Source organism: uncultured Parasphingorhabdus sp., from assembly GCF_963677535.2.
GTDB lineage: Bacteria > Pseudomonadota > Alphaproteobacteria > Sphingomonadales > Sphingomonadaceae > Parasphingorhabdus.
Genome location: NZ_CAXXUT010000001.1, coordinates 124,447 through 136,065, shown reverse-complemented (window position 1 = coordinate 136,065; position 11,619 = coordinate 124,447). Strand labels below are relative to the sequence as shown.

The following is an 11,619-nucleotide window of genomic DNA, read 5'->3' as shown; positions in this document are numbered from 1 at the left end:
CAAGCCGAAACCGCCGGACCTGGATCCGGCGGTTCCATCTTGCACGGGAACGACGTTCCTGTCTTTACTCAGCCGCCTTGGCGTCATCTTTCTTGCCGTCGTCAGAATCGTCGACTTCCGAGAATTCGGCATCGACCACATCATCGTCGGCCTTGGCCGCCGCATCGGCGGCGGCAGCATCACCGGCGTCCCCGCCGGCAGCCTGCTCGGCTTCATAGATTTTCTGACCCATTTGCATGGAAACCTGCGCCAGCGCTTCGGACTTGGCCGTCATCGCGTCGGGATCGCCAGATTCAATGGCTTCCTTGGTTTCCTTCAGCGCCGCCTCGATCTGGCCCTTCAGATCAGCGTCGATCTTGTCGCCATGCTCTTCGAGCTGCTTTTCTGTGGTGTGGACCAGGCTTTCGGCATTATTCTTGGCTTCCGCCTCGGCCCGCCGTTTCTTGTCTTCTTCCGCAAATTTCTCGGCATCCTGAACCATCTGGTCGATATCGCTATCGCTCAGACCACCGGAAGCCTGGATCTTGATCTGCTGTTCCTTGCCCGTGCCCTTGTCTTTCGCAGACACGTTGACGATGCCGTTGGCATCGATGTCGAAAGTCACGTCGATCTGCGGCACACCGCGCGGTGCTGGCGGAATGCCGACCAGGTCAAACTGGCCGAGCATCTTGTTGTCCGCCGCCATTTCACGCTCGCCCTGGAACACGCGGATCGTCACGGCCTGCTGATTGTCATCAGCGGTCGAATAGACCTGCGATTTTTTCGTCGGGATCGTCGTGTTGCGGTCGATCATGCGGGTAAAGACACCACCGAGGGTTTCGATACCCAGCGACAGAGGCGTCACGTCGAGCAGCAGGACGTCTTTGACGTCCCCCTGCAGAACACCGGCCTGAATGGCAGCGCCCATGGCGACAACCTCATCCGGGTTCACCCCGACATGCGGTTCCTTGCCGAAGAATTTCTGCACGGTTTCGCGCACCAGCGGCATGCGGGTCATCCCGCCGACCATGACGACATCGTCGATCTCGCCGGCTTCGACGCCGGCATCTTTCAGAGCCTTCTTACAAGGGTCGAGCGTGCGTTTGACCAGATCGCCAACCAGCTTTTCGAGATCGGAGCGGCTGATCGACTTGACGAGATGCTTCGGTCCGTTCTGGTCCGCGGTGATGAACGGCAGGTTGACTTCGGTCGTCTGCGCGCTGGAAAGCTCGATCTTCGCTTTTTCGGCCGCTTCCTTGAGGCGCTGCAGCGCGAGCTTGTCCTTCGTGAGGTCGATGCTTTCGGCTTTCTTGAAGTCAGCGGCGAGAAACTCGACCAGCTTGGCGTCAAAATCTTCACCGCCGAGGAACGTGTCACCGTTGGTCGATTTCACTTCGAACACGCCGTCGCCGATTTCGAGGATCGAAATATCGAACGTACCGCCGCCCAAATCATAAACCGCAATGGTCTTGCCGTCATTCTTGTCGAGGCCGTAAGCCAGCGCCGCCGCAGTCGGCTCGTTGATGATACGCAGCACTTCAAGGCCAGCGATCTTGCCGGCATCCTTGGTCGCCTGACGCTGGGCGTCGTTGAAATAGGCCGGAACGGTAATAACCGCCTGGGTCACCGTTTCACCGAGATAGCCTTCGGCGGTCTCTTTCATCTTCTGCAGCGTATAGGCAGAAATCTGGGACGGGCTGTAATCGTCACCGCCAGCCTTCACCCACGCATCGCCGTTGGACCCCTTGACGATTTCATAAGGGACCAGCTCCATGTCTTTCTTCGTCATCGGATCATCGAACCGGCGACCGATCAGGCGCTTTACCGCAAAGATCGTGCTTTCCGGATTGGTGACAGCCTGACGCTTTGCCGGCTGGCCAATCAGGCGCTCGCCATCCTTGGTGAATGCAACGACGGACGGTGTGGTCCGCGCGCCTTCCGAATTTTCGATAACCTTCGGCTTGCCGCCGTCCATAACGGCAACACAGCTGTTGGTGGTGCCCAGATCAATTCCGATAACTTTACCCATAAATCCCTCAATCAATTTTCTAACATTAGCAAAATTGCCGCCCGGCCCTGTTCAAGTGGCACCGCGTACGGCTTCGTGAAGCGATATAGGTGGCATTTTCCTTGGCACAAGACGTGAGACATTCTACATTTAAAAAATCAACGCAAAACACCCCTATCGGGACAGAAATACAGTGGTTTAACGAGGTGTCACTATGAACAAGCTCTCTATCATGCTCACCGCATCCGCCTCCTTGCTGCTCGCTTCATGCGGCCAGGGAGACTTTCTTCACGCAGACAATGCCGTGGTTAACCTGTCCCCCGTGGAAGGCAATCCCTCCTCCGGCTACATGGATTTGCACGGCGGCCGTGTCGATGTCGAACTGGTCGGCGTAACTTCCGACGATGTATTGCGCATGGAGATGCACGAAACGACCGAGGAAGACGGCATGATGAGCATGGCCAAGCTCAAGTCTATTCCGGTCCCGGCCGGCGAAACGGTCAAGCTGGAACCCGGCGGGAAGCATCTGATGATCTGGGGCGTTGGCGAAGGTTCGAAGAAACGCGGATTGCTGACCATGACCCTGATCTATTCGAATGACGAACGGATCGAGATTGATGCCGTGGTCCGGAAAGTCGGCGAACCCGCGCCGGTTGCCGACGAATAGAACGTCCGGGTGGCAGGCCGTCCGCTGACCCCATCCGAAGTCCAGCTGTGCCGGTCCGTGTTCGGGCAGGTCATCGACTATGACAGGGTGCGGATATTCAATCGCAAATGGTGGTTGTTCCAGCCTCGCAGCGTCACCATGGCACCGGACGGGAATCTCTGGTTTCATCCGGAAAGCAACCTGTTCTGCGATGATTTCTGCGGATCGTCGCGAAATATCCAGGCCCTGTTCATCCACGAGATGGTGCATGTCTGGCAGCACCAGCAGGGTATATTCCTGCCGCTCGCGCGCCATCCCTTCTGCCGCTATGAATATGCGCTGGAGCCGGGCAAGCCTTTCGCCGACTATGGCATCGAACAGCAAGCGGAAATCGTCAGCCACCATTTTCTGCTGAAAAATGGAGCGATACTGAAAAATGGCTATCATACCGCCGATTTTCAGGAGCTATTGCCCTTTTTCGGATGATTCGAAAACATAAAAATGGCCGGAAAGCACCCTTCCCGGCCATTCTGTGGCAATCAGCCTGCCCCCGCTTCAGAAACGGTAGGCGAACCCGGCGCTGACCACCCAGGGATCAATCCGGTGGCGGGTCCGCAACACTTCCGTATCGCCAGCATACCAACGGGCCGTCGTATTGACGAAATAGCGTTTCGCATCGACGCTCAGCCCCAGCCCCTTGTCGTTCAGCGGCAGGTCAAATCCGGCCTGCAGAGCAAAACCGACCTTGTCGTTCATCTTCTGCCGTGTCGCGCCCAGCGCCTGGGCCGTGCTTCCCGCCTTTTCGTCGATGAAGATGAAATAGGTCGGGCCGGCACCGACATAGGGCTTGAACCCGCTACCGTCGCCGAAATGATATTTCGCGGTCAGGGTTGCCGGGATTATATTGGCGTTCGAAACCAGCCCCGCGCCGTCCAGCGGCCCGGTGCCGGTCACATCATGCTGGGTGACGCAGCAGATGGTTTCGAGCGAGAAATTGGGAGTGAAGAAATATTCGGCAGCGATCGTCGGAACGAAATTGTCATCAGCCTCGGTCTGGGTGCCGGCGGGCAATCCGATATTGTCCAGTTCAACCGAGGTGATCTTGCCATCGGGCGCAACCAGCGTGGCCATAGCCTTGACCTGGATTTTTCCGTCGGTCGAACCGGCCACTGCCGGTCCACTGATGCCTACGGCCAGAGCTGCGGCTGTTGCGACCAGATTCAGTCTGTTTTTCATGTCTTTCAATCCCTGTATGGTTTCTGACCGAGGCCATTAAAGGGACGGAAAAATGAGGGACATACGCAATAGTCCTGATATGCAGAAGAGACAGGACAGCCATTGCGACTTGGCCAAGTTCGGAGCCGTTCAGGCACCCTCGCCTATGGCAGAAGACCCAGTCTTTCGCGCATCATCCAGCGTGCCAGCATCAGCACCGAAACCACGCCCAGCCCGCCAGCCAGTCCGGTCCAGATGCCAACGCCCTCCCAGCCCTGCCAGAAGGCCAGGCCGGCACCCAGGCCCATGCCGATGAACCAATACCCCATCAGCGCGAACAGCATCGGTACAGTGGTATCATGCAGGCCGCGCAACATACCCGCGCCGACGACTTGCGCGCCGTCGACGATCTGGAAAATCGCGGCAATAGCAAGGAAGCTGACCGCGAGCGCGGCGACTTCGGCGTTGCCTGGCGCGCTCGCGTCAATGAACATAGAGATCAGCAGATCGGGAGCCAGAACGAAGACCAGCGCCATCGCTGCCATGAAGGCCGTGCCGAGGGTGAAGCTGACCCAGCCGGCACGCTTGATCCCTTCACGATTGTTCCGGCCATATTGAATGCCGACGCGGACCGTTGCGGCTTGTGCCAACCCCATCGGTACCATGAAGGTCAGCGAGGCGAGTTGCAGCGCAATGGCGTGGGCCGCCACCGATTCTGCGCTGATCAGTCCCATCAGCAGGGCCGCGACGCCAAAGACCGAGCCTTCCAGCCCCATAGTGATGGCGATCGGCAGCCCCAGTTTCCACATCGCCCGGAAGCGTGGCCAGTCGCTGCGCCAGAACCGGCCGAACAGATGGTAGCGGCGGAAGCGTTTGTGCAACAATACCACCAGCACCATGCCGCCGAACATCAGGAGATTGGTGATAACACTGCCGATGCCCGCACCAATAACACCGAAGGCCGGCACACCGAATTTGCCGAAAATCAGCGCATAGTTGAACAATGCATTGGACAGCACGCCGATGACGCTGATGACCAGCGCCCAGACCGGCTGTTCCAGCGCCGAAATAAAATTGCGCAATATGAGGAAGAAAAGAAAGGGCAGGATCGACCACATATAGGCGCTGATATAGGTGCCGGCTATGACCGCCAGATCGGGCTGTTGGCCGAACAGCAGCAATATGGACTCGGTGTTCCAGAGCAGGATCCAGAAAGGCACGAGAACCGCCACCGCCATCCACATGGCCTGACGGAACGTGCGCCGGACATCGCGGACGCTGTGCTGCATCCGGCCGATTTGCGTCGCCATCATCGGTGCAGAGGCCGTGATCAACCCCATGCAGAATATCGCCGCTGTCATCGCCAGATTGTAACCGAGCGTGGCTCCGGCAAGTTGGGGTGCCCCCAGCCAGCCGAGCATCAGCACGTCGGTCGCCCCGATCAGAGCCATTGTCAGATTGGAAAGAATCAGTGGCCAGGCAAGCGCCAGTGTGGCGCGCAGTTCATGCCGCCAAGGATATTGCTCTCGCAGATCGGGAGACACGCCGCTCATAGGCGCGCGTTAGACCAAGGCGCGGTATCAAGCCAGTGAAACCGCGCCTCGGTCTATATAGTCGCGATATTATCGCGGATCGCGGGGATAGCCGCGGGTTCCGTAACAGTCGTCATCGAGCCGTCCGTTGCGGTCATAGCCGTCGCAGCCGTCGTTCTTGTCGATAAAATAGCCACCCGCTGCGCCCGCGGCTGCACCGATAGCGGCACCTTCCAGCACATCCCCGCCGGTAAGCGCGCCAATGGCAGCGCCTGCCGCCGCGCCCGCTCCGGCGCCTTCTGCCGCATAATTCTGCGCGCAGGCCGTCAGGCTGAATGCCGCCGTCGTGGCGATCGCCAATTGTCTAGCCCAGATGATCATCTTCATTCTCCTCGCGATTTGTTCGGTTAGCCATTCAACACCCGGAACCCGCTATGGTTCCTGAACAGGCGAATTTTGCAAGGCAGAACGCTTTAAGGATGCGACCGACTGCTCCAGACCGGACCGCTTGAATACATTTGCCCCTATTGATTTCATTTGATACCATATGCCCGTTGAGCAAGCGGCCCAACCCGCGCTTGCGCCAATGGTGACCTTATGAAATTGTCCGATTATGATATGTCCGCTTCCCGCGGATTTCTCTCGCATTTCGAAATTGTCGATATCGACCTTCCCGATATATTTGCCCCGATCGTGACGGCGGCGGAAAATCTCTCGGGCCTGATGACCACCGGCCGGGTGCGACACTGGCTGAAGCAATTGCCAGCGCTCGATCTTTCCGACTGGGCCGCAAATGCACCCGAAGAACAGGTCCGGGTGGCGATGGTCCGTTATTCTTTCCTCGTGCAGGCCTACGTGTGGGGCGAGTGCGAGCCGCCGACCGCCCTGCCCGCCAATCTCGCCCGGCCGATGGTGGCGCTGGCCGACCGGCTCGATCAGGCGCCGTTGCTGCCCTATAGCGGCTATGTGCTCGACAATTGGGCGCGGCTGGACCGCAACGGTCCGATCACACTCGACAATGTCTATATGGTGCAGAATTTCTTCGGCGGAGCGGATGAGAACTGGTTCGTCCTGATCCATGTAGCAATCGAGGCAGCGGCCGGCCCGCTTCTCGGCCTTGCCTGCGATCTGGTCGAAGCCGCCCGTGCGAAAGACACTGCCAGAACGACAGCATTGCTCGAGGAGATGGACTGCCACTGGGACGCGGTAAACGCGATCTTCGACCGGATGCCGGACCGCTGCGATCCCTATATCTATTATCAGCGGGTGCGGCCCTATATCCACGGCTGGGCCAATAATCCCGCGCTGCCCGACGGCCTGATCTACGAAGGCGTCGATAAATATCAGGGCAAGGGCCAGTCGTTTCGCGGCCAGACCGGATCGCAAAGCTCGATCGTCCCGAGCATGGACGCCTTGTTCCAGGTGCAACACGGCAATGACCCGCTGCGCAGTTTTCTCGACGAACTGCACGCCTATCGGCCGGTCCCGCACCGGCGGTTTATCGAGGATCTGCGCGCACAGAGCCGGTTGCGGGAATTTGCCATTGCCAGGGATGATACGGCGCTCAGAAAGGCTTTCAACGCCAGCGTCGAGCAGGTTGCGCGCTTCCGCACGCGGCATCTCGAATATGCCGCAAGCTATATCAACAAGCAGGCGTCAAACGGCAAAGGCAATGATCCCGAGGTCGGCACCGGTGGCACACCGTTTATGAAATATCTGAAGAAACACCGCGACGAGAACCGGGCGCAATTGATCTGATAAGGGCGGCGCCCGTCCATTAGAGATGGTGGTTTTAGCAGTTGCGCGCCGGGCCTGGCCTCTGCCATTAGGCAGCGCTCAAGTTTCGGGGGGATGTTCATGCTATCGACAATCGGTCTAATCGGCGGACTGGCGCTGCTCATCTGGATGACGGTGCGGGGAGTGAATATCCTGATCGCCGGGCCGGTTGCCGCCGCACTTGTCGCGCTCACCAGCGGCATTGCCTGGCTGCCACCGCTGGCCGCTGCAGGCGCTCCTGATTTCGCGACGGCCTATATGGACGGCTTCGTCGGCTTCTTTAAAAGCTGGTTCTTCATGTTCCTGCTCGGCGCGATATTCGGCGAGATCATGGGGGCCAGCGGCGCGGCCGCCAGCGTCGCCCACTGGGTGATCGAGAAGATCGGGATCAAACATGCGGTGCTTGCCGTGGTCGCGGCCTGCGCGATCCTTACCTATGGCGGGGTCAGCGTGTTCATCGTCTCGTTCAGCGTCTATTCGCTGGCGGTGCATCTGTTTCGCGAGGCGGATCTGCCGCGGCGCTTCATCCCGGCGGCGCTGGCCTTTGGATCGGTGACCTTTACCATGACCAGCGCTGGCAGCCCGGAAATCCAGAATCTGATCCCGATGGAATATCTCGGCACCACTGCTTATGCCGGCTGGCAGGTCAGCCTGGTGATCGCGCTGTTCATGGCGGTTACCGGGCAATATTGGCTCAACCATATGGTCAAGCGCGCCGTCGCCAAGGGCGAGCATTTTGTCGGCCGCGAAACGGATGACCAGAACAGCGACTATAGCGATCTGCCTGCGCCCCTGCTCTGCATCCTGCCGCTGGTCGCGGTGCTGGCGATCTTTCTGATCTTCCAATATCCGCAGGATATGGGGCCGCTCTCGGCGATCCTGCCGCAACAATCGCTGGACAAATGGGCGCTGGTGGCGGCTTTGGGATCCGGCGCGGTGGTCGCGCTGACCGTTGGCTACCAGAAGCTCGGATCGATGCCGGAAGCCTTTTCGCGCGGCGCGACCAGCGCGGTGGTGGCGATCACCAATACTTGTGCCGTGGTAGGATTTGGCTCCGTTGCCAAGCTATCACCAGCCTTTCAGGAAGCGCTCATTCTGGTGCAGAATATTCCGGGCAGCCCGCTGATTGGCGCGGCCATTGCCGTTACCGTGATCGCCGGACTCACCGGTTCGGCATCGGGCGGGCAGTCGATCGCCCTGCCCCTGATCGCGCCCCATTATATCGATGTCGGCGCGCAGCCCGACGAGCTGCACCGCGTCGTCGCCATTTCCTCCGGCGCGCTCGATAGCCTGCCGCATAATGGCTATGTCGTAACCACGATCCGCGCGGTTTGCGGGGAAACCCATAAGGATGCCTATGGCGCGGTGGGCGCGCTGACCGTGGTGATACCGGTAATCGGGACGATCATGGCGGTCATCCTGTTCGGGATCTTCTAGCGCTCAGCCGGCCCTTTACCGCCGCGTAGTCCAAAATCCGTCGACGACTGGAAGAATTGGAAGCATGTCGCGCCTTGCGGGCAAACGAGAAGGATAGTTAATATTTTACCTTAACTATCCCTCATTATTATTTGTTTTATATAATTTATTACGCCTATTGTCCGGAGAGAATTTCTATTTCAACCGCTCGATTTTGCTCGCGGCCTCGTCGATGATCGCGGTGACGTCCAGGATCTTGTCCGATCCCTTTTCCTCTTCGGCCAGCCGGATGCGGATCGCGCTTTTCAGATTGTGCATCGCGCGGCGCACGGACGCGCCATCGCTGGCCTCGCCCATTTTCGATACGCCTTCCAGCCGAGCCAGAATTTCCTCGATATGGGCCGCTTCCTCGTCCAGACGGGCGGAACCCGCTTCGGTGATCGAGTAGATCTTCTTGCCGTCGCCATCGACCTTTTCGTCAATCAGGTCCATTTCCGCCATCAGGGTCAGCGTCGGATAGACGATCCCCGGGCTGGGCGCATAATGGCCGCCGGTCAGATCCTCGATCTGACGGATCAGATCATAACCGTGCCGCGGTTCCTCGGCGATCAGATGCAGCGCCAGCAGCTTCAGTTCGCCGCGCCGGAACATCCGGGCGCGTCTTTTGCCCCTGGCCCCTTCAAAGGCAGCCTGCGCAAAGGCCCGTGCGAATTTCTCGCCGGCCGGTCCGCCGGGCCCGCGACCATGTCCCCGGCCCCGACCGCGGCCACCGCCGGGTCCAAATTTCATTCCATGTCTCATATTCTGGTCTTTCATCCTTTCTAAGATATTTTAAAGATATATCTTAATAAGCTCTTTACAAGCGCGTTACGACGAAAAATTTCCAACTGTTTGAGAATATGCCGGAAAATCTCGCGGAATCTTTCGTCCCGCGGCCTACCCTGTCCGGCCCAAAGATACTGGACTCGCACTCCCAAGCTGTTAATCAAACAGTTAAAGTCTGGATGGAGAGAAGAATGACAGCCCCGATATACGGCACCTGCGACCCGCGCTTTGCGCCGGTCAAAGCGGCCTTTGAAAAGAATTTCAGCGAACATGACGATCTCGGCGCCTCGGTGGCGATCACGCTGAACGGCGAATTTGTCGTCGATCTCTGGGGTGGCCATCTTGACGAGGCGCGCACCGAAGAATGGCGGGAAGACACGCTGGTCAATGTCTGGTCGAGCACCAAGACGATGGCGGCCATGTCGCTGCTGCTGCTCGCCGATCGCGGCGAGGTCGATTTATATGCAAAAGCCGGCACATATTGGCCGGACTTTGCCCAGAATGGCAAGGAAGACGTCGAAGTCCGGCATTTTCTCTCCCATAGTGCCGGCCTGTCCGGCATGGACGACAAGGTCGAGGGCGACGCGCTTTATGATTGGGACTGGATGACATCCTCATTGGCGAATCAGGAACCATGGTGGCAACCGGGCACGCAATCGGGCTATCACGCCCTCACCCAGGGCCATCTGATCGGCGAAATCGTCCGCCGGGTCACCGGCCAGACGATCGGCAATTTCTTCCGTCAGGAAATCGCCGAGCCAACCGGCGCGGATTTCCATATCGGCGCGGATGAATCGCTCGACGCGCGCATCACCAATCTCGTTCCGCCGAAGAGCGGCCCTGCCCCCAGCCCCGATTCGATCGCCGGCCGCACCTTCGCCAATCCCGGCGTCGACGCCACCGAGCCGAGAAAGCGCGCCTGGCGCGCGGCGGAAATTCCCGCGGCCAATGGCCAGGGCAATGCCCGCAGCATCGTCCGCGCCCAGACGGCGATGGCCAACGGCGGCCAGGCCTTCGGCAAGACCATCCTGTCGGAAGCCGGAACCAAGCGGATCTTCGACAAACAGACCGAAGGCGTGGATCTGGTGCTTGGCCTGCCGCTGACCTTCGGCATGGGCTATGGGCTGAACAACCCGGCCACGCCGATCAGCCCCAATGCCAACACCGCTTTCTGGGGCGGCTATGGCGGATCGTCGGTGATCATCGACCAGGACGCAGGCCTGTGCTTCTCCTATGTCATGAACAAGATGGAATCCGGCCTGCTTGGCGATCCGAGAGGCTTCGGGCTGGCGGCGGCCATGTATATGTCGATGGCTTAGCCAGAGGCTGGCGTTTCCCATAATGGCTAGTCGGCACGGCGCGACGATCCCGCTAGAACAGCCGTTCAACCTTTCAGGATAGAGGCCGATATGGATCTGGGAATTGCGGGCAAAATTGCGCTGGTCAATGGCGGGAGCGCCGGATTGGGTCGCGGGGCGGTTCTGGCACTGGCCAGAGAAAAGACCGAATTATTCGTCACCGCCCGCGGCGAAGAGCGACTGCTTCAGACCTGCGAAGAGCTCGCCCGCGAAACCGGTGCCAATATCACGCCGATTGTCGCCGATCACAGCAGCGATGAAGGCCGCGAGACTATCCTCTCCATCTGTCCCAGCCCGGATATCTTGGTCGCCACCTGCTCCCCTCCCCCTTTCTCCGGCGATTTCCGCACGGTTGGCCGCGCGGAATGGGAAGAAGCGCTGTCGCTGACCCTGCTCAGCCCGGTGGAGTTTATCAAATCGGTGATCGACGGCATGGTCGAGCGCAAATGGGGCCGGATTGTCAATATCGCCACCGGCGCGGCCAAATATCCGGCCGCGATGCGCGTATTGTCCGGACCACCACGCGCCGCTCTGGTCAACTACACGGTTGCGGTGGCGAAGCAGGTTGCGAAACATGGGGTGACGATCAACAATATCCTGCCCGGCATGCATCACACGGACGGGATCAGGGATATGTTCGACAGCCAGGCCGAAGCCAATGGCACCAGCTATGACGAGGAGGTCGCGAAATTTGTCAAACAGGTCCGAATCCCGGTCGGGCGCTTTGGCGACGCGGAAGATATGGGCATGTTTGTCGCAATGTTCTGCAGCGAGATGGCGGGCTATGCGACCGGACAGAGTCTGGTGGTCGATGGCGGCATGGGCAATTCGATTTTCTAGCTGCGGTCCGCGCGGTTAATTCGC

General features: G+C 59.2%; 11 protein-coding genes. 6 read left to right on the top strand and 5 right to left on the bottom strand.

Going from position 1 to position 11,619, the window contains the following annotated elements; genetic code table 11:
* Positions 1 to 64: 64 nt before the first annotated feature.
* Positions 65 to 2,008: a molecular chaperone DnaK gene (gene dnaK, locus ACHZCJ_RS00700; RefSeq protein ID WP_321323012.1), complete on the bottom strand. Its 1,944-nt coding sequence runs from the start codon at positions 2,006 to 2,008 to the stop codon at positions 65 to 67.
* Positions 2,009 to 2,201: 193 nt separating this feature from the next.
* Between dnaK and ACHZCJ_RS00695 the strand changes: the two genes are divergently transcribed.
* Together ACHZCJ_RS00695 and ACHZCJ_RS00690 are read left to right on the top strand one after the other, a co-directional pair.
* A complete protein-coding gene (locus ACHZCJ_RS00695) occupies positions 2,202 to 2,654 on the top strand; it encodes a copper chaperone PCu(A)C (RefSeq protein WP_321323010.1) in 453 nt (150 codons plus the stop codon).
* Positions 2,655 to 2,663: 9 nt separating this feature from the next.
* Positions 2,664 to 3,119 (top strand): vgr related protein, encoded by a 456-nt coding sequence (locus ACHZCJ_RS00690; RefSeq protein WP_321323008.1) that lies wholly within the window; start codon positions 2,664 to 2,666, stop codon positions 3,117 to 3,119.
* Positions 3,120 to 3,188: 69 nt separating this feature from the next.
* On the opposite strand, the gene ACHZCJ_RS00685 is transcribed toward ACHZCJ_RS00690, so the two are convergent.
* From ACHZCJ_RS00685 to ACHZCJ_RS00675, 3 genes are all read right to left on the bottom strand, one after another.
* Positions 3,189 to 3,869, bottom strand: a complete 681-nt coding sequence (locus ACHZCJ_RS00685; RefSeq protein ID WP_159643724.1) for an OmpW family protein — start codon at positions 3,867 to 3,869, stop codon at positions 3,189 to 3,191.
* A 143-nt stretch (positions 3,870 to 4,012) separates the two neighbouring features.
* Positions 4,013 to 5,401: an MATE family efflux transporter gene (locus ACHZCJ_RS00680; RefSeq protein WP_321323005.1), complete on the bottom strand. Its 1,389-nt coding sequence runs from the start codon at positions 5,399 to 5,401 to the stop codon at positions 4,013 to 4,015.
* A gap of 69 nt (positions 5,402 to 5,470) precedes the next feature.
* On the bottom strand, positions 5,471 to 5,761 hold the full coding sequence (locus ACHZCJ_RS00675) for a YMGG-like glycine zipper-containing protein (protein ID WP_321323003.1): 291 nt from the start codon (positions 5,759 to 5,761) through the stop codon (positions 5,471 to 5,473).
* Positions 5,762 to 5,977: 216 nt separating this feature from the next.
* Here ACHZCJ_RS00675 and ACHZCJ_RS00670 point away from each other — a divergent pair, with 216 nt between their 5' ends.
* Complete coding sequence (locus tag ACHZCJ_RS00670) at positions 5,978 to 7,138, top strand: indoleamine 2,3-dioxygenase (protein ID WP_321323002.1); 1,161 nt, start codon at positions 5,978 to 5,980, stop codon at positions 7,136 to 7,138.
* 99 nt (positions 7,139 to 7,237) lie between these two features.
* Complete coding sequence (locus tag ACHZCJ_RS00665; RefSeq protein ID WP_321323000.1) at positions 7,238 to 8,593, top strand: GntP family permease; 1,356 nt, start codon at positions 7,238 to 7,240, stop codon at positions 8,591 to 8,593.
* A gap of 174 nt (positions 8,594 to 8,767) precedes the next feature.
* Here ACHZCJ_RS00665 and ACHZCJ_RS00660 read toward each other — a convergent pair whose 3' ends face one another.
* Positions 8,768 to 9,361, bottom strand: a complete 594-nt coding sequence (locus ACHZCJ_RS00660; protein ID WP_321322997.1) for a PadR family transcriptional regulator — start codon at positions 9,359 to 9,361, stop codon at positions 8,768 to 8,770.
* Positions 9,362 to 9,588: 227 nt separating this feature from the next.
* On the opposite strand from ACHZCJ_RS00660, the gene ACHZCJ_RS00655 reads away from it, so the two are divergent.
* Positions 9,589 to 10,716 (top strand): serine hydrolase domain-containing protein, encoded by a 1,128-nt coding sequence (locus ACHZCJ_RS00655; RefSeq protein ID WP_321322995.1) that lies wholly within the window; start codon positions 9,589 to 9,591, stop codon positions 10,714 to 10,716.
* A gap of 90 nt (positions 10,717 to 10,806) precedes the next feature.
* Positions 10,807 to 11,595 carry an SDR family oxidoreductase gene (locus ACHZCJ_RS00650; RefSeq protein WP_321322992.1) on the top strand — a complete coding sequence of 263 codons (789 nt, stop codon included), beginning with the start codon at positions 10,807 to 10,809 and terminating at the stop codon, positions 11,593 to 11,595.
* Positions 11,596 to 11,619: the final 24 nt, after the last annotated feature.

Bases quoted from the DNA above. Each gene is read 5' to 3' on its own strand.
- dnaK (WP_321323012.1), bottom strand. From the start codon at position 2,008: ATGGGTAAAGTTATCGGAATTGATCTGGGCACCACCAACAGCTGTGTT.
- ACHZCJ_RS00695 (WP_321323010.1), top strand. From the start codon at position 2,202: ATGAACAAGCTCTCTATCATGCTCACCGCATCCGCCTCCTTGCTGCTC.
- ACHZCJ_RS00685 (WP_159643724.1), bottom strand. From the start codon at position 3,869: ATGAAAAACAGACTGAATCTGGTCGCAACAGCCGCAGCTCTGGCCGTA.
- ACHZCJ_RS00680 (WP_321323005.1), bottom strand. From the start codon at position 5,401: ATGAGCGGCGTGTCTCCCGATCTGCGAGAGCAATATCCTTGGCGGCAT.
- ACHZCJ_RS00675 (WP_321323003.1), bottom strand. From the start codon at position 5,761: ATGATCATCTGGGCTAGACAATTGGCGATCGCCACGACGGCGGCATTC.
- ACHZCJ_RS00670 (WP_321323002.1), top strand. From the start codon at position 5,978: ATGAAATTGTCCGATTATGATATGTCCGCTTCCCGCGGATTTCTCTCG.
- ACHZCJ_RS00665 (WP_321323000.1), top strand. From the start codon at position 7,238: ATGCTATCGACAATCGGTCTAATCGGCGGACTGGCGCTGCTCATCTGG.
- ACHZCJ_RS00660 (WP_321322997.1), bottom strand. From the start codon at position 9,361: ATGAAATTTGGACCCGGCGGTGGCCGCGGTCGGGGCCGGGGACATGGT.
- ACHZCJ_RS00655 (WP_321322995.1), top strand. From the start codon at position 9,589: ATGACAGCCCCGATATACGGCACCTGCGACCCGCGCTTTGCGCCGGTC.
- ACHZCJ_RS00650 (WP_321322992.1), top strand. From the start codon at position 10,807: ATGGATCTGGGAATTGCGGGCAAAATTGCGCTGGTCAATGGCGGGAGC.